Genomic DNA, 18,149 nt, shown 5'->3' on the forward strand with positions numbered 1-18,149 from the left:
ATAGGGCACGTATCTCCTGAGGCAGCAGCAGGCGGCCCTATAGGCCTTGTGAAGGACGGAGACATGATAGAGATCGATATACCTAACAGAAAACTCAACCTGCTGGTAGATGAGAAAGAACTAGAAGAAAGGCGCCAATCCTTCAAGCCAAAACACCAAGAAACGACAAGCTCCTTCCTGGAAAGATACAGGCACTTCGTCACCTCAGGCAGCACAGGTGCAGTTTTTGAAAAGTAAAAAAGCAAGGCAGCTGGGGGTTTCCCCAGCTGCCTTTTTGTTTCACAAACAAAAACCTAAAACTTTTATAATCTTCGCACTATCATTGCCACTCCTTGACCTCCACCTATGCACGCGGTGGCTAAACCTATTTCCTTGTCATAATTTTTAAGCGCATATATAAGGGTGGTTAATATTTTCGCTCCTGTGGCTCCAATAGGATGCCCAAGGGCTATAGCTCCGCCGTGAATATTGCACTTTTCCATGTCAAACGGCATCTCCCTATGTACCGCCAAAACCTGGGCCGCAAAAGCTTCATTTAGTTCTATAAGGTCAATGTCCTTCAAGGTAAGGCCTGCTTTTTCTAGTGCTTTCGGCACAGCAACGGTAGGGCCAAGCCCCATGTGATCCGCCGCCAAGGCCCCGCTTGCATAGCTTACTATTTCCACCATAGGTTCGTATCCTTGCGAACGTGCCCACTCTTCATCGGCAACCACCAATGCGCTTCCTGCATCACACAACGCTGAGCTTGTTCCTGCCGTCACTGTTCCCCCTTCACGGAATATGGCAGGCAGCCTTCCTAGCTTTTCCATACTGGTATCTTCTCGAGGAATCTCATCGGCATCAAAGATTATAGTCTCCTTTTTCTTTTTCACACTTATGGGGACGATCTCTTCTTTGAAGAGGCCATTCTTCGTAGCAAAAATAGCCTTTCTGTGGCTTTCAAGTGCGAAGGCATCCTGCTCTTCCCGGCTGATGGAGTACTCGTCGACAAGAATCTCCGCAGTAGCACCCATTAGCATTCCAGCCAAGGGGCACATAAATCCATCTTTATGCAACACGTCTAACGCAGTTTTATCTCCCATCCTATGGCCCCAACGTGCTTCAGGAAGTATGTAAGGTGCTTTTGATGCACTTTCCATGCCTCCTGCAACGCCAACTTGCATATCGCCTAAGCGAATCTTGTCGGCAGCAAGCATTACAGCCTTCAAGCCTGAGCCACATCGTTTATTTACAGTAAAAGCCGGAATGCTCTGGGGAAGCCCCGCCTTGTACATGGCTATTCTTGCAGGGTTTGCTCCTACTCCAGCCTGCCACCCATTTCCCATGATTACTTCACCAATTTCTTCCTTCGAAATTCCAGACCTTTTTACAGCCTCGGCTATGGCAAAACCTCCAAGATCTGTAGCCTCAAATGAGGACAAAGTCCCCCCGAACTTTCCGCCCGCAGTTCTGCATGCAGAAAGCACAACAGCCTTCCCCATATTGTTTCACTCTCCTTTTTCCGATAACATAGCTTCAAAACGCACTAAAACCTGGGGTTTGTCAATTCTGTTCCTCATCACAGCCTTTCATGATACTAAGGTTCGAACTCGTTACGTATTCAGCCTCGGTAACTCCCTTAAGGTCCTCCTCAGTAACCCCTGGCGCTATCTCTTCAAGTACCATCTGCCCATCCACAAAGCGGAAAAGGGCGTACTCGGTTACAACTAGGCTCACCACCTTAGCCCCAGTCAAAGGCAAGCTACATTTTTTAACCAGCTTTGGCTGTCCCTTTTTAGTGGTGTGCGTCGTTGCAACAATGACATGTTTGGCTCCTGTCACCAGGTCCATGGCACCACCCATACCTGGCACAAGCTTACCTGGAATCCACCAATTAGCTAAGTTGCCTTCTTGATCCACCTGCAACGCCCCTAGTACCGTGGCATCCAGATGGCCACCTCGAATAAGCCCAAAACTGAAATCACTTGCTATCAATGCTCCGCCAGGTATAACTGACAAACAACGACCTCCAGCACCTATAAAGCGCAAATCATCTTCTGGCGGTTTTGGTCCTGCTCCAACCACCCCATTTTCTGTTTGAAAAATAACTCTTACTCCTTCTGGAATGTGATCGGACACCAATGTTGGAATACCTATTCCCAAGTTAACCACATCGCCATCTTCAAATTCCATGGCGATCCTCCTGGCAATCCTGTGGCGCACAACTTCTTCACTAAGTACGGGAAGCATAGTATGAATCCCCCTTCAAAACGAGAATATCGACCAGGATCCCTGGCGTAACTACATCGTTGGGATCCAGTTCCCCCACTTCTAAAATGGCATCCACCTCAGCAATAACGAGGTCAGCCGCTGCGGCCATCGCTGGATTAAAGTTCCGGTTTGTCCCGAAATATACCAAGTTGCCATAGCGATCTGCCCTATAGCCCCTAATCAGAGCCACATCGGCTTTGAGTGGAAGTTCTAGAATGTAGCGTCGCCCCTCTATTTCAATTACCTGTTTACCCTCCTCATAGACAGTGCCGACGCCTGTAGGAGTAAGAACTCCCCCCAAACCAAAACCTCCGGCACGTATCCTTTCAACGAAACTCCCTTGAGGCACAAGCTCCAACTCCAATTTACCTTCATTAAAAAGTCGCTGCGTGGACTTGTTTAATCCAACGTGAGACGCAATCACTTTCTTTACCTGCCCTCTCGAAACCAACTTTCCATGTCCCACATCATCGTAAGCTGTGTCATTGGCAATAAGGGTCAGGTCGCTTGTTCCCGCTTCTACCAGGGCCTCCACTAGGGTATATGGTATTCCTCCATAGTTAAACCCACCAATCATTACGGAACTTCCTGGTTTAATATGTTTAACTGCCTCTTCAGCAGACATGACAGGCTTAATTACTTTTGTCGGCATGATGGTCGGATTCCCCCTTTCTTAAATTTTATCTTTCTTCGGTAACTGTTTTATTTCCACTTTTCGCTTTCCGATGCTGGATAAGCATAACGCCTCCCAAAATGGCAAGGCCAAATAGGTCCGTCCAAAGCCCCGGCTTTATTAGTGCTAAAGCTGTGATGGCGAAAAGACCTCGCTCAAGCAAGTTAAGCTTAGAAATGTAGTAGTTCTGAACACAGGCGGCAAGGGCTATTACGCCAAGAATCGCGGTACCGCTGGTAAGAAGAACCTTCCACAGCGGGGCCTGGAAAAGAAGTGCCTGATTATATGCAAACATGAAAGGCACAATGAACCCTGCCAAGGCGAGTCCCAATGCCGTGAAGCCAGTCCGCATAGCGTTGGCGCGGGCTATACCGGCACCGGCATAGGCCGCAAGAGCAACTGGAGGCGTTATATCTGCAATAACACCATAGTAAAGGATAAAAAGATGAGCAGCTAACATGGGGACTCCCATCTTGTGAATCGCAGGAGCTGCCAGGGTTGAAAGGATAATATACTTCGCTGTCGTTGGAAGCCCCATTCCAAGGATAATAGAAGCAATCATCGTCAATATCAGCGCCAGGAAAAGTATTCCATGGGAAAGCCCTATTATAAATGAAGTGAAGGCTAGCCCCAATCCCGTGATTCCAACCACTCCAATTACTATACCCGAACACGCACATGCCGCAGCCACTTCTACCGCAGCAGTTCCACCTTCGATAAAAGCTTTAAGTATCTTCTCCGGCGTCATCCTGTGTTCTTTAGGACCAATCCAGCTTACGCCAATCAAAAGTACAATGGACCAGAAAACGGCCTTGATCGCTGAATAGCCCAAAGCCAGGAAAACAATAAGAGTCACCACTGGCAGCAGAAGGTGCCATCCAGCTTTGAGAACCTTAGATACTTGGGGAAGCTCGGACTTGGGAATTCCCTTAATGCCTTCGCGGCCTGCCCTGAAATGCACCATGGCGAAGATGGAGAAAAAATACAAAAGTGCAGGTATTGCCGCCGCTACAACGATAGTCCAATAGGATATTCCCAAAAATTGGGCCATAACGAAAGCCGCTGCACCCATGACGGGCGGCATTATCTGGCCACCAGTTGAAGAGGCTGCTTCTACAGCTCCTGCAAAGTGACTTGGGTATCCAACACTTTTCATTAGCGGGATCGTGAAAGATCCTGTGGTAACAGTATTGGCCACGGAACTACCAGAAACACTTCCCATCAGAGCGCTCGCTACGACAGCGGCCTTTGCGGGGCCACCCCGACTACGGCCAGTCAACGCAAATGCAAGGTCAATGAAGAATTGGCCTGCCCCTGAAATGTTCAAAAAGGCCCCAAAAAGTACAAACAAGAAAATAAAGGAAGCTGAAACTCCCAAGGGAACACCAAATATACCATCCGTTCTCAGGTACATAAAGGGAGCTAGTTCGTCTATGGAAAATCCAGGATGAGCTAACATCCCAGGAAGGTAAGGACCGGCAACGGCATAAATCAGCGCTACTATAGCCACAATAGGCAAGGGCCAACCTACGGTCCGCCTGGTTGCCTCGATGACCAGTATTGTCATAATCACACCCAGGTAGACGTCTGACGCGATGGCACGTCCTTCCCTAGCAGCTATAGCATCCCAGTTTATTAAAATATTAAGACATCCATATATCAAAAGCCCAGCAAGAACCCAATCCCATATATCTATCTTGTTCGCTGGCCGCTTACTGGAAATTGGATAAAGCAAAAATATAATAGACCCCATAAGCAACCAGTGTATTGTCCGCTGTTCCATAGCAAATAATAGGCCAAAAGCAGCGGTATATAAATGGAAACATGAAGCCGCAATAGCTAGGGCAGCAACAGTCCAATACTGCCAACCTGTAAGCTGGCGCTTTCCACCTTCAAGTTTTCTTATGATTTTTTCGTCAATGCCCTTTTCCCCTTGAGCCGTATTTTTCACATCGTTCATGTGCAATCCCTCCAAAAGAAAATAAAACTCTCTTGTGAAATGGGGACGGGCATAAATCCCATCCCCACGTTCAACATCGACTTACTGCTTGGGCGGATATCCCTGCTCGGTGAAATACTTAACTGCTCCAGGATGGAAAGGAATTATCCCTTTGCTGGCTTCCTCAGGAACAAAGTGAGCCGCCTGGGGCGTAACATCCATAAATGCGTCTTTGTTCTCAATAAGAGTTTTGACAAGCTTATAGGCAAGACCTTTGTCCATATTTTCATGCACAATCATGTAGTTCCCGTCGGCTATAGTAAGTACTGGTTCTGTTATGGATTTATATACGCCAGGTTGAAGCGTATAAGGCAACAGGAATGGGTTTTTCTCCACAATCTTATTGACAAGATCTTCCGGCAAGGGGATGAAATGTACTTTACGAACCGCCTCTACCTCCATGACGGCCGCACCAGGAGCTGCGAAGTTCCAGAATACGGCGTCTATGTTACCGTCCTTGAGAGCCATGGCAGCTTCAGGCTGGGTCAACTGCGCCATCTTGAAATCCTTCTCTGGGTCTATACCCGCCGCCTCAAGTATCATTCGGGTTAGAACCTGGTTGCCACTTCCCGGAGCCCCTATGGAAACTCGCTTGCCTTTCAAATCCTCAAAAGTTTTTATGCCTGTTCCCTCAACGGTCAAGATATGCTGTGGTGCTGGATACATGTTGAAAAGAATTCTTAAAGGCAATTTCCCGTCTTCCTTGAAAGCCCCTGTTCCTGTATAGGCTTGCCAAAGAGTAGAACCCATTGTCATCCCCAAGTGCGCCTTACCAGAGGCAACAAGACGACAGTTCTCTTTGGAGGCCGCCGTCGTCCTAGATGTGGCCTTAACATCAATACCTGCTTTATTCAAGACCTCCGCCATGGCGCCACCAAGGGGATAATAAGTACCTCCCACTCCTCCGGAACCGATGGTAACAAAAGTCACCGCAAAAGCAGCAACCGAAAAAGCAAGAACTGCCATAATCGCCAAGGGTACAATAACCTTTTTCATTCTGCATACTCCTCCTTTTCTCTACTCAATCCACTTTTAGCAGAACCCTACTATTAGCTCTTACCTCCACAAAAACTAGCCTATAGGAAATGCCGTTACCACCTCCCTGCCTTTACATATTATTTGAGCAATCTTCCCGAAGCTGCTTTCAGGCTGTCTTCAAGTATGGACAATATCTCGTCTATATGCTCTGCTTGAACGACAAGGGGCGGGGCGACCATGAAACTGTCTCCATTCACACCATCAGCCATGCCTCTTCCTGGATAGACAATCAGTCCACGCTTTGTGCATTCTTCAGAAACAATGCCCACTGCATTCTCTGATCTTGGGAAAGGCCGCTTCTTCTCTTTATCTGCCACTAATTCCACGCCTCTCATCAAACCAAGCCCTCTAACCTGGCCGACGATGGGGATATCCTCAAGTTTCTTCATCCCCTCTCCCAAAAGCTCACCTTGTTTCGCCGCGTTTTCAAAAAGAGCATGTTTTTTCATATATCGGACCGTAGCGGCAGTGGCCGCTCCTGAAAGGGGATTTCCGTTATAGGTATGTCCGTGGATAAAAGCACCACTGCCTTTCTTGATGGTTTCCACTATTTCTTCTTTCACGAATATGCCTCCCGTAGGGACATACCCTGCGGCCATGCTCTTGGCAGCAGCTATAATGTCCGGAATCACTCCCCAGTGGTTGACAGCAAAGGGTTTTCCTGTTCTGCCAAAACCTGTCATAACCTCATCAGCAATGAGGAGAATATCGTATTTGGCCGTAATCTCTCTAACCATAGGCCAGTACTCGGGAGGAGGATTGAGGGCTCCCACGGTAGAACCTACAACCGGTTCTGCAAGAAACGCTGCAATATACTGAGGCCCAATGCGCTTTATAGCTAACTCCACTTGGCGAGCGCACATCACATTGCATGAAGGATATTCCTGTCCCCACGGACATCTATAACAATAGTGCGTATCTACTTTGGGATGTTCTTTGAACATCGGGGCAAAAACACGGCGGCGAGGCATATTACCCCCCACGGACATTGTGCCTAATGTGCTCCCATGATAGGAATTATATCTAGAAAGTATCAGGTGTTTCTGGGAACCATTACCATCGCGCTCTACGTAATACTGTCTTGCTAGTTTTATAGCTGACTCTATTGCTTCGCTGCCACCACTTACAAACCAAACCCAGTTAAGGTTACCGGGCGTTATTTCCGCTATTTCTTGTGCGGCTTCTTCTGCTGCCTTGTTTCTCCACCTTGATGGATGAGCAAAGGCTAATTTTTTAAGTTGATCCGAAACGGCTTCCACTACTTCTGGAACACTATGGCCTATGCTTGAAATCAAAGCTCCGGAGCATCCATCAAGATATCTTTTGCCATTTTCGTCATAGATGTAAAGTCCCTCTGCTTTGACAGCAAGTGGCAATTCTTGTGTGAGGCTCCTTGGGAAAACTTTTCCCTCTCCCAATCTTATCATCTCCTTTGCGTTTTACTCCTTGAAATCTATGGTAGCCTTGGCAGCATCGCCGGGCTGCTCCTTTCCCTGATAAACGCCTGTCTCTTTCCAAATTTCTTCTAATTTTGCAAGCTTGTCCCTCACACCATCACCCAGAGTACGAGCTGCCGCCAGGATTATGCAGTTTATTATGCTAATAGGAGCCGTAAAGGAGTCGATAAAAGATAGTGGATTCCACGGAGCAGTTATCACCAGTTCAGAGGAACGAGCAAGAGGACTTGAGTAATCGTTAGTAATAGCCGCAACCTTTAATTTTCTTTTCTTTGCATACTTCAGCATATTTACTGTCCAAGTGGTGTACCTGGGAAAACTTATGCCTATAACAAGAGTTTTTTCATCTGCACGCGTGATTTTCTCTATGCCCGTCTCAATATCCAGAAGCTCAACATTGGCAAACAGCCACGAGAGATAGTGATAAAGATAATATGCAAGTGCCCTACTGCTTCTGTGCCCAACCACTAAAATTGACTTGGCTTTCGCAATTTCCTCTCCCAAACGTTCTATAGTCTTTACGTCAAGAGTTGATTGGACCCAACTTAAAGAATCTATATCGCTTTTGATAGCCTTGTGAAACAGGCTTTTTGCCTCCTTCCCCGAGTACTCTCTTATTCTTTCTAAGGTTGTCAGCCGCTCCATCAACAAATCCTGCACTGCCATACGAAGGGCTGGATACCCGTCAAAACCTAAAGCTGAGGCAAGGCGTATTACCGTCGACTCGCTAACACCAACTTTCTCCCCCAGTTGAGATGCTGTTAAAAAAGCCGCTTCCTTAGAGTTTTCCAAGAGGAACCTTGCTGTCTTCTGCTGTCCTGGTGTAAGGTCCTCCATTTTTTCAGCAATAAGTTTTCCAAGCACCTAAAAACCCCCATGCATTTATAAATATCAATACGAAAACGAAAAAACTTCATTTTAAATTCTTTTTTGCAGGATTTCCTGCAAAAAAGAATACAGCTTATCGTTTGTTTTGTCAAATAAATACTCGGGCACCACTGTATGTAAATGTACCTTGTATTGTGGCCTATCTACTTAACCCCTTCATACTAGTGCTGTGCAAACAACTTAAACAAAGAAAACAGGAGGTAACTCGCCATAAACATATCTTCTTTATTGAATTGGTGGGAGCCAACCATATTGGCTCCCACCATCCACTTCATCTCGTAAAAGGAGGTAAAACTATGGCACCTTACAAGAATATATGCTCAAATAGCATCTACAAAAACAACCTGTTCTTTCCTGGAAAGATACAGGCATTTCGTCACCTCAGGCAGCACAGGTGCAGTTTTTGAAAAGTAAAAAAGCAAGGCAGCTGGGGGTTTCCCCAGCTGCCTTGCGCGTCTTCTGCCCAACCTATGTTTTTAATTTATTTCTTTTCCTCGTATCCAAGGAATTTGGCTTCGTCTTTGTACCCTAGCTCCCAAAGGGTGCTGCGGTATATTTCAAGATACTCCTTGCCTTCAGGAGTTTTCATGCACTCGTCATAAACCAGCTTCAAGCCTATTTCTCTGGCCTTCTTTTGGTCCTCTGGGCTCCAGGTTATAATCTCTATGTTGGGCAACTCTTTCCATTTCTCTCTTGCCTTGATCTCATGGACGTACACCATGGCGGAAAGATAACGGGCCCTATCCAAAGCTGCAAATACTATATCCTTGTAGTTCTGGGGCAAGGAATCCCAAGCAGCAGGATTAACAGTAAGAGGGAAGTACTCACAAGTACCATTCTGGAATGCTGGGTCTATAACATATTTAACAACTTCGTGGAAACCCATCCTCATGTTCTCATCCCAGAAGGTCCATTCTGCAGCATCTATATTGTGAGTCTGTAAAGCTGTATATATCTCAGGAGAAGGCAGCGAGACAGTGGTAGCGCCAAGAGCGTTGTAGAACCTTGCACCGAAGCCAGAGGTACGAATCTTCTTACCCTTAATCTCTTCCAGATTGCGAATAGGCACAACAGACATGAGTTGCTCATAGAGAGGGCTCACCATTGCATGGCCAAGGTACTTTATTCCATGTTTGGCGTAGAGCTTCTCAAAGTATGGGAAAAGCTTTTCCGTCATATAGGCACCCTCAGCATAGGTACCCAATGGATCTCCAGGACGTGTCGTGAGAATAAAGCCTGGATCCTTCCCTGGCCAATAGGCACCATACACCATGGAAGCCTGGACGACACCGTTTCTGAGGTTGTCGAAGGTCTCAAAAACCGGGAAGAGAACACCAGCTGGGAACACTTCAATGACAAACTCTCCGCCCGAAAGGGTCTCGACAGTCTTGCCGAACTCCTCGGCTATCCTCTGTTGCTCCGTTCCAGGCATCGCATGGGTCACCATTCTCCACTTCACCTTAGCAGCAAAGGCCGCGTTTGCACCCATAAGCACTATCGCCACCAGCAAAAATGCGGTTAAAAATTTACGCATTATCCTGCATACCTCCTCTTTGTTGTTTTTGGAATTCAAACTTTTCAATGGAACTAAATTCTATAGCCCTCTACCACCTCCTATTCCATAACAATAGTTTCAAATCTCTTTAAGTTAAAAGTCCAAAAATTTCACAATCACCGATTCATCATAATCCCAAAACATGTTTTGGGAACCATAAGAAAAAGTCAGGGAATACGAACATTATTGCTACACATACCACCTGCAGCGCCAAAAATGGCAAACTGGCCCGGTAAATTTCTGTTATAGTGACATCCTTTGGCGTAACTCCCTTCAAATAGAAGAGGCTAAACCCAAAGGGTGGGGATAGGTAACCACATTGCAGCAGAACATTGAAGACCAGGCCTACCCATAACGGATCATAGCCCAACCTAGCCAAGATAGGTGCAATTATAGGAACAGCAAAGAATATGATGGCCCCCGGCTCCAAAAACATCCCAAGAATAAAGTAGAAAATGGAAGAAGCAATGAGAACCATGACAGCCCCGCCCGGCATGTTCATTGCAAGCTGGGACACCAGGCGGTTTCCTCCCACTCCTGAAAAAACGGAACCAAAGGCGGTAGCTCCTATCATGACCCAACCCACCATCGCCGTAATGGAGAGAGTTTCATAACAAGAGGAAAAGACAATCTCCCAATTAAGTCTCTTTTTTATTAAACCTATCAGCATCGCCCCCGCTGCTCCGAAAGCAGCAGCTTCCGTCGGAGAGGCCATCCCAGAAAGTATAGAGCCCAAAACTAAAATTATAAGAAGGCTTGGCAAAAACACGCTCTTTAAAGCAAGCATCTTTTCTTTGAAAGACGCCCTTTCATCTGGAGGAAGGGGAGGACACAAATCAGGCTTAATAAAGCTCCTTATAAGAACATACGCCACATACATGACACCCAAGAAGATCCCTGCAGTTAACCCTCCAGCAAAGAGGCCTCCAATTGAAACACCCGTTACTGCACCGTAAAGAACCATGTTGGTGCTTGGAGGTATAATCTGTCCCAAGGTGCCAGAAGCCATAACTATACCCATGGAGACGTTCTTGTCGTATTTGTACTTCAACATCTGGGGAAGGCCTATCAGGCCCAAGCCAATGACTCCAGCCGCTACAACCCCCGAAACGGCACCCAAGAAGGCCCCCACTATTACAGTGGCTATTGCAAGACCACCCCTCAAGCCGCCAGACCATTTATAAAAAGCATCGTAAAGGTCCTCAACTACGTTGGTTTTCTGGAGTATATAGGACATGTATATGAAGAGAGGAACCGCTATTATGACAAAGTTGTTCATGGCTCCCCAGGTGGCCGAGATCAAGATGTTCAAAGCCCCAGGGCCCCACAAAAAGTAAGAGAAAACTATGGCTACAGCAGAAAGGGAAAAAGCAATAGGAACTCCTGCTGCCAAGAGCAGGAACAAAGCCGCAAACATCAATAGGGGTAACATATCGCCACTCATCGCTTACACTCCTTTTTCGCCTTCGTTGTTATCAGGACGCTGAAACACAAGGCTCATCATGTTCTTAAATGACTGCCAGGACATAAGGGCACAAGATATAGGTATAACCCATCGGTACCACCACACCTGGGGATTGAACGGGGTCTGGTGGGTGGATCGTTCCTTCATGATAGTGGAGCGGATCGCCGTCGGAACGCTAAGATAAATCATAACAAGCACAACAAAGAGAACCACAATTTCCCCAAAAATCCCAAAGATCCTTCTCCATTTAGGAGGAAGGTAATGGTTGACTACGTCCACGCTTACGTGTTTTTTCAGCATGTGGCAGTACGCAGCCCCCAACATGAAGAAACAACCGAAAAGGAATATGGAGACTTCAAAAGTCCAAATAGGTGTCCTGTTAAAGAAAAAACCTTTCATGGAACTATAAACTATGATGGCAATAAGGGGTAGGATCAGAAGAGATATCATCTTTCCTAACTTGTTCATTCGCGACACTCCTTAACTTAAAGATAAACATAAACTTACCCAACAACGGTGTTTCCCTAAATCGAAGGATACTTCTATTTGTAGACACAAAAAATAAGAGGAAGGAACCCTAGATGCCCTGCAAAAGACGGAATCAGCAGGTTCTATAACAGGTGAGCGCTCATGTTACATAAAGAACAAGGCGCAAGTCACAAAATATACTATATGCCATTCTTTCTATTGTCAACCTGTAGACTGTATAAATGATTAGCAGTGAATACAGAAAATTACAAGAATTTTTAAAATTCCTTGAGGAATAAAGAATCCATGAAAAGCTTTTGAAATGTAAGGTCATCTTCAAGCGGAACATGCTCTGCCTTCTCAGCTATAGCACATGCTTTGGCCCACTCTTTTTTGCCTCCGAGCAAAATTAATTTTGCCCCTTCTCCTGCACCATTACCCACGGAGACTATCTTGTCTTTCATAATCGAAGGAATGAGGCCTATCTTTATAGCAGAAAGAGGGTTGATGTAATTGCCTAAGGCTCCAGCCAAAATAAATTCATCCACGTCTTCCCAGGTGATTTTTGCCCTATCTAAAAGGATTTTCATCGCGGCCTTTACGGCACCTTTGCTCAACTGTACCTGGCGTATATCTTTTTGAGAAATAACAACGTCATGCAGCTGGCCCTTTGCAATAACTACAGATCTAACCCTTCCCTTTTCCATTACCCTCGACGCCAACGATGGATAATTTATCTTTCCAGGAGACTGAATCCTTCCGGAAGGAAGAATTACCCCTTTTTCAACTAAGATGGCTACTGCGTCCACTAGGCCTGATCCACTTATCCCAAGAGGGACACCTCCACCTATTACACTAGGAACAAGGTCACCATCTTCCCATGCCACAGCGCTAATTGCCCCTGAAGAAGCCACCATTCCACAGGAAATATTACCCCCCTCGAAGGCAGGCCCTGCAGCCGTCGAACAAGCCCAGATCTTGCCCTCGTGGATAAGAGCGATCTCTCCATTGGTCCCAAGGTCAACCACAATCCTAGTTTTCTTGGGCATAACTGACTCAACAAAGTAAAGAAGCCCTACCATATCTGCTCCCACAAACCCTCCTATGAGGGGCAGGAAAAGGAGTCTTGCGCTAGGCGAGACAGGTAAATCCAAGTCAACCGCCAAATCACAGGAACCCTCCCTGGTCACAGGGCAAAAGGGCACCCTACCCAGCGTGATGGGTAATATACCCTTAAAAAAGTGGTGCATGCACGGGTTCCCCACCATTAGGACCTCCTCGCAGTCCTTCAAGCTGACCCCTACGTCCTCTGCGAGGCGCTGAAGAAGAGAAGCCACCCTACTTCTTAAGACCTTAACCATCTCCTTGAATTTTTCATGGCAGCCTGTAGCCTGAGCTATTCTAGAAATCACGTCTGCTCCGAAAGCCGATTGAGGATTCTTCGCTACTGCAGCTCCCAGCTGGTGGCCTGTTTCCAAATCCAACAGGTAACAGGCAAGGGTGGTGGTTCCTATATCACAAACCGCCCCAATTATGGGCTTTTTTTTCTTTTGTACATCTATAGATACCACATCATTACATCTTAAAGTCACTGCCCCTTCAAACCCTCGGCCGACCTCGGAAAGGGCGGCAACCCTGGCCATGACTTTTTCGGATATAGGATTTATTTGCTTTCCTGCCTCAAGAGCAATTTTTCTCCTCAACGCTTCTTCCAAGCTTTGATTTACCTTTATTTGTTCCCATGGAAGAGAGACATAAACCCTCTTGATATCCGGAGAAAACTTTATCTTCTCAAGTTTAGGCAAATCAATGGAAGTTATTTTTTTGTCTCCCTCTATCTCTGCAGAGCTCAAGATTACCTGGAGGTCCCCAAGCACCATTACCCTGCAGGCAAGCCTGTATCCCTCTGAGAGGCTTCCCTCTCCCAAGGCGTCCCTTTCCAAACTATCTGGTGATGAGACCTCCCCTGATACCATAACCTTGCATTTGAGGCAAAGCCCTAAGCCACCGCAGGGAGCATCTATCTTTATATTTTCTGCCCTCAACACTTCAAGAAGGTTTTCCCCTTCCTGGCACCAGCAAACTTTAATAGGCTCACCGTTTACTTTTATCTCTATCCTGCAAAGCTTTTTGTTTTTTTTCTCTTTTTCTTCCAAAATAAGCCACCTCAAAACTAACTGTTAAAAGGAAATGCGTTTATGTTTTCGACGTTCCTCAAAGTTGCATATTTGCGAGAAGAGCGCAAGTGGTACCTCATGGCTGCTTCTGCTGCTTGAGGGTCGTGCTCTTTCAAGGCTATCACAATGAAATGATGTTCCAGCGGAGAATCCAGCTCTTTCTCATCAAGCTCATATATGGGGTCGAACAGGGCCAAAAAGATATCGTAGCGCAGTATCAAGTTTTTTATGCTTTGCTCCAAGAGACTGTTTCCCGAAAGCCTTGCTATGGCTCCGTGAAATTCATCGTTAACCTCTATGTAGCTCTTAAGATCCCTTCTGTGAAAGGCCTCCTTCTCTTTAAAAATCAGCTCCTCAAGATGAACAATGCTTTCATTTGTTGCCTTTTCTGCCGCCAAGGCCGCAGCGACAGGTTCCAAAGTTTCCCTCATGAAAACTACTTCCTGAATATCCCTTGAAGAGGGTAGGGCCACAACCGCTCCCTGGGTAGGGGACGGCTCTGCAAGGCCTTCTGCCATAAGGCGCTTGATGGCCGCCCTGACCGGCGTTCGGCTTATTTTCAGTTGCTTTGCCAAAGCGGGCTCAGAAAGCCTACTCCCTGGCAGAAGCTTTCGAGCAAGTATGGCCTGTTTTATTTTTTGATAAGCTTCATTTTCCAATGTTCCCGTAGTAGGCAAAAAAAGCCCCCCTCTGCGCATTTTGAACATGACTATAATTTATAATAGCTTAAAAATAAAAAATGGGCAGAACTTGAGATTTTACATTCAAGCTCTGCCCAAAACCCAAATCTATGATTTTATAGCTCGTTTATTTCATGATGGACCTTTACTCCCCGTTTTTCCATTTCCTCTATGAAACGCTTAACCGCCACTTCGTTGCTTCCTATCATCTCAGGGGTATTCACTCCAGGCATGTTCACTATTCCTTCAGCAATGAGCCGGCCCATAATTACGCATGGGAAACCTGTCGTGCGGGCCATTGAGGTATATCCAGTCTCCATATCCCTTTCGTCGTACATAACGAAGGTATGACGAACCTTCTTGCCATCCTTCTTACCAGTCACATCTATCTTGAAGAACGTAAACTCAACCTCATCATCTTCCAGTTTCATCTTCGGGTAGGCAAGGGCTGCAAAAAACTCCCTCGGTGCTATTTTGCACCCTTTAACCTCGATGGGCTCAAGGTCAAAGAAGCCTATTTCCCTCAAAAATTTCAACCTTTCGGCCGTTCCAGGATATCTCAAAGTCTTTTCGGATATGTTTTTGGCTGGTATGGTCTTGAGAAGAGAGCGAAGCCCATCGGTGAGAAAGCCTTCCATCTCCGGCAGGTCAAAGCCTGGTATGTCAAACTTGTATACCTCGTTCATGCTCAATGCCGGCATCTCTACTATCTTGCCATCTTTCTTGAAGCGAACGGGACGGACATACTCCTCTATGCAGTCATCTGGAGAAAAGACAAACTTGTAGTTGAAGGGCTCCTTTGGCTCTTTAGGAAGCCCCGTAACGTATATATCAACGTCCTCAACCTCGTCAAGTTGGTGAACGGCGCTTCCTATCAGGACGTTGGAGAACCCCGGCGTCACACCTACGTCTTCGAAGATGGTAACCCCCGCTTTCTTGGCCTCCTCGTCCCACTGGAAATAATCTTCGGCCATGAAGCTTATATCCGACATGCTCTTGCCAGCTCGAATTACCGCTCCCACCATCTGATAGCCCAAAAAGCCCGGAACCGCCCCTATTACCAGGTCGTAATCCTTGACGGCCTTCTCGATGGATTCGGGATCTGCGAAATCTACGTCGCTACGAGTGTGCACAGCCCCATTAGACTTCTTCGCTATCTTATCCAAAGCTTCCTGGCTTTTATCTGCGACAGTCACATCATAATTCGGGTCCGCACCTAGATCTAGAGCCATTACAGAACCAACGAGCCCGCCGCCTAAAACTATCACCCTTTTCATTACTCCTACCTCCTTGACTATTTGTGTATACATATTTTGAATACAGTCCCATTATAACTCTATCTTCCCCTGACGGTCAAAGGGGCTGATGGGATTATGCTTTTTATGGACTTTTCTTGGAAAGTCCTGGTAAAATCTTGGATGCTGCAAATCATCCCAAACATGGGAAAATATTTTTGAAGGGGCATGAGCCTTGAAAATTTTTATTGAAAACAAGTCTAGGTTGAAGGTTTCAATAGAAGCTGTATACCAAAAAGATCTTCCTGAGCCTGATCTTGTTGAACTCAAGCAGCGTTATGGCAGGCCTCCGGCGCTGCGCAGGAAATTTGAGGCTTTCCTCCGCCTCTGGAAAGATAGCCTTCAGGATAAGCTACTTAGGCCATGTGCTAAGGTGTCCCTTTTGGATAAAGAAGGCTTTCGCAAGATCGTGCCTTCTACCTTTGAAGATCCCCTCTGTTTGGCTGCTCCTGCCGTGTGGACTATAGGTTCAGAGCTTGAAGAGTTTGTGTCTGAGTTAATGGGAAAAGGCCAAAACGTTGAGGCCTTGTTGTTAGACGCTTTAGGCACTTTGGTGCTTGCAGAAGTCAAAAAAACAGTACGAGAGCTTGTAACAAAAGAAATAGCCTCGCCTCTTGGACTTTACGTATCAGAGCATTACCCAACTGCAAAAGAACAGGACTTATTAGGCCCTAGTGCCCTGGTTTCCCTCACAAACAGCGAAAAGAGTATAGGAATAAGCTGCCTGAAAGGCGGGGGGCTTCATCCTTTGAAATCTGGAGTTTCAGTTTTCTTCCTAACCAAAGAGGCAAAAAAACTCTCTCCCTCCGGGGAGCGCTGCGACCCGTGCATGGAGCAAAAGTGCCCATATTTTCAAATTGGAGGGTGTGCTTTTAAAAGGGCAAGCTGCCATTTTGAAGGATAAGAGGCTTGCCCTGTCCTCTTTCTAAAGCCCTGAATTATTCCATTCTTCTTTACTTTTTCAAATACTCCACAGCAAAGGCTGCATAAAACTCCGCTGCCTTTTGTAATTTATCTATTTCCACGTATTCGTTGGGCTGGTGGGCTAACTTTGCTTCGCCTGGGCCAAGAATCAACATTGGCAAGCCCATTTCCGGTACGAAGGCTGCCCCATCGGTATAGTAATTAACTCCTTGAGGCACTAAGGTCTTTTTGAATACCCTTTCCCCTACCTTTATAGCTAACTTAACAAATTCATGGTCTTTATCCGTTCCAACAGGGGGCCTGTCATTTTCTACCTCTATAGCCATATTAAGCTCTGGAATGTCCTCTTTCAGCTTTTCAATAATGGCCTTAAAGTCTTCAAGAATTGCACTGTGGCTCATCCCTGGTACTGTTCTTATATCCACGGTCATTTCACAGCAATCAGGAACGACGTTAGTCTTTATACCTCCCCTTATGGTGCCTATATTCATGGTAGGGCAGCCAAGGAGCTCATGTTCCTGATATTCAAATTTGTAGCTGCAAAGCTCTTCCATAAATTGTTTCATGTGTAAAATTGCGTTTATGCCCATCTCAGGCATGGATCCATGAGCCGTTTTTCCTAACGCTTTTACATTTAGCCACAACGCTCCTTTTTCTGCTATATACAACTCGTTGTCGCTGGGTTCTCCAATCAGGATAGCTCCAACTCTAGACATCTCTTTTTCTTTTAAAAGCTCTTTTGCCCCAATACTATCGGTTTCCTCACCCGCTGTTCCGGCTATTATGAGGTCCCCTTCAAGCTCTATCCCTGACTTTTTCAAAGCTCCTGCAGCCATAATCATGGCCGCAAGGCCAGATTTCATGTCTGCTGCACCTCGGCCATAAATTTTATCCCCAACAATTTCTCCCGAAAATGGGTCATAATCCCACTTCACATCCCCTGGGGGCACCGTATCAAGGTGACCGTTATATAGCAAAGCCGGCCCCTTGCCTTTTCCCCTTAAAATCCCCACTACATTTGCCCTGCTTTCCCCAATTGGACAAATACGAACCTCAAGCCCTAGTTCCCCCATCTTCTCCGCGAAAAACTCAGCCAGAGGCCTCTCGTTCCCCGGCGGGTTAACCGTGTTTACACGCAGGCTTTCCGACGTAAGTTTCACAAGCTCATCCTTATCTATAAATGACGCTATTTCGCCTATCTTCACTTTTCTCCCCTCCTTCTAAATACCATCTTGAGCAAGTCACATCCTGTAGTTTCTTCTTTCCAAATAAGCTCCAAG

General features: G+C 46.3%; 17 protein-coding genes. 2 read left to right on the top strand and 15 right to left on the bottom strand.

Annotated features, from left to right (window positions below; genetic code table 11):
* Positions 1 to 237 (top strand): dihydroxy-acid dehydratase (locus tag H0Z23_RS07090; protein ID WP_296868602.1); only part of this gene is annotated, 237 nt, incomplete at its 5' end.
* 65 nt (positions 238 to 302) lie between these two features.
* On the opposite strand, the gene H0Z23_RS07095 is transcribed toward H0Z23_RS07090, so the two are convergent.
* The 14 genes from H0Z23_RS07095 to H0Z23_RS07160 form a co-directional block, all read right to left on the bottom strand.
* The gene (locus H0Z23_RS07095) at positions 303 to 1,481 is read right to left on the bottom strand and encodes a thiolase family protein (RefSeq protein WP_296868604.1); all 1,179 of its coding nucleotides are present in this window, start codon (positions 1,479 to 1,481) and stop codon (positions 303 to 305) included.
* Positions 1,482 to 1,542: 61 nt separating this feature from the next.
* Positions 1,543 to 2,229: a 3-oxoacid CoA-transferase subunit B gene (locus H0Z23_RS07100; RefSeq protein ID WP_296868606.1), complete on the bottom strand. Its 687-nt coding sequence runs from the start codon at positions 2,227 to 2,229 to the stop codon at positions 1,543 to 1,545.
* On the bottom strand, positions 2,213 to 2,902 hold the full coding sequence (locus tag H0Z23_RS07105; protein WP_296868608.1) for a CoA transferase subunit A: 690 nt from the start codon (positions 2,900 to 2,902) through the stop codon (positions 2,213 to 2,215). The genes H0Z23_RS07100 and H0Z23_RS07105 overlap by 17 nt, the downstream gene beginning before the upstream one ends.
* Positions 2,903 to 2,930: 28 nt before the next feature.
* Positions 2,931 to 4,883 (bottom strand): TRAP transporter permease, encoded by a 1,953-nt coding sequence (locus H0Z23_RS07110; RefSeq protein WP_296868609.1) that lies wholly within the window; start codon positions 4,881 to 4,883, stop codon positions 2,931 to 2,933.
* An 81-nt stretch (positions 4,884 to 4,964) separates the two neighbouring features.
* Positions 4,965 to 5,918 (bottom strand): TAXI family TRAP transporter solute-binding subunit, encoded by a 954-nt coding sequence (locus tag H0Z23_RS07115; protein ID WP_296868611.1) that lies wholly within the window; start codon positions 5,916 to 5,918, stop codon positions 4,965 to 4,967.
* A gap of 119 nt (positions 5,919 to 6,037) precedes the next feature.
* A complete protein-coding gene (locus tag H0Z23_RS07120; protein ID WP_296868613.1) occupies positions 6,038 to 7,387 on the bottom strand; it encodes an aminotransferase class III-fold pyridoxal phosphate-dependent enzyme in 1,350 nt (449 codons plus the stop codon).
* Between the two features lie 12 nt (positions 7,388 to 7,399).
* Positions 7,400 to 8,281 (bottom strand): MurR/RpiR family transcriptional regulator, encoded by an 882-nt coding sequence (locus H0Z23_RS07125; RefSeq protein WP_296868615.1) that lies wholly within the window; start codon positions 8,279 to 8,281, stop codon positions 7,400 to 7,402.
* A gap of 344 nt (positions 8,282 to 8,625) precedes the next feature.
* Positions 8,626 to 8,772, bottom strand: coding sequence for a hypothetical protein (locus H0Z23_RS07130; protein WP_296868616.1), 147 nt, complete (start codon positions 8,770 to 8,772; stop codon positions 8,626 to 8,628).
* A 14-nt stretch (positions 8,773 to 8,786) separates the two neighbouring features.
* Positions 8,787 to 9,839, bottom strand: coding sequence for a TRAP transporter substrate-binding protein (locus H0Z23_RS07135; RefSeq protein WP_296868618.1), 1,053 nt, complete (start codon positions 9,837 to 9,839; stop codon positions 8,787 to 8,789).
* A 148-nt stretch (positions 9,840 to 9,987) separates the two neighbouring features.
* Complete coding sequence (locus tag H0Z23_RS07140; protein ID WP_296868620.1) at positions 9,988 to 11,304, bottom strand: TRAP transporter large permease subunit; 1,317 nt, start codon at positions 11,302 to 11,304, stop codon at positions 9,988 to 9,990.
* 3 nt (positions 11,305 to 11,307) lie between these two features.
* On the bottom strand, positions 11,308 to 11,793 hold the full coding sequence (locus tag H0Z23_RS07145; RefSeq protein ID WP_296868622.1) for a TRAP transporter small permease subunit: 486 nt from the start codon (positions 11,791 to 11,793) through the stop codon (positions 11,308 to 11,310).
* Between the two features lie 278 nt (positions 11,794 to 12,071).
* Positions 12,072 to 13,949: an ASKHA domain-containing protein gene (locus H0Z23_RS07150; RefSeq protein ID WP_296868624.1), complete on the bottom strand. Its 1,878-nt coding sequence runs from the start codon at positions 13,947 to 13,949 to the stop codon at positions 12,072 to 12,074.
* A gap of 17 nt (positions 13,950 to 13,966) precedes the next feature.
* Positions 13,967 to 14,647 carry a GntR family transcriptional regulator gene (locus H0Z23_RS07155; protein WP_296868626.1) on the bottom strand — a complete coding sequence of 227 codons (681 nt, stop codon included), beginning with the start codon at positions 14,645 to 14,647 and terminating at the stop codon, positions 13,967 to 13,969.
* A gap of 119 nt (positions 14,648 to 14,766) precedes the next feature.
* A complete protein-coding gene (locus H0Z23_RS07160) occupies positions 14,767 to 15,927 on the bottom strand; it encodes a saccharopine dehydrogenase family protein (RefSeq protein WP_296868628.1) in 1,161 nt (386 codons plus the stop codon).
* Between the two features lie 193 nt (positions 15,928 to 16,120).
* On the opposite strand from H0Z23_RS07160, the gene H0Z23_RS07165 reads away from it, so the two are divergent.
* Entirely contained in the window at positions 16,121 to 16,849 is a 729-nt protein-coding gene (locus tag H0Z23_RS07165) for a hypothetical protein (protein ID WP_296868630.1), read from the top strand.
* 49 nt (positions 16,850 to 16,898) lie between these two features.
* On the opposite strand, the gene H0Z23_RS07170 is transcribed toward H0Z23_RS07165, so the two are convergent.
* Positions 16,899 to 18,074, bottom strand: coding sequence for a M20 family metallopeptidase (locus tag H0Z23_RS07170; protein ID WP_296868631.1), 1,176 nt, complete (start codon positions 18,072 to 18,074; stop codon positions 16,899 to 16,901).
* Positions 18,075 to 18,149: the final 75 nt, after the last annotated feature.

The organism is Thermovirga sp., from assembly GCF_017656375.1.
Lineage (GTDB): Bacteria > Synergistota > Synergistia > Synergistales > Thermovirgaceae > Thermovirga.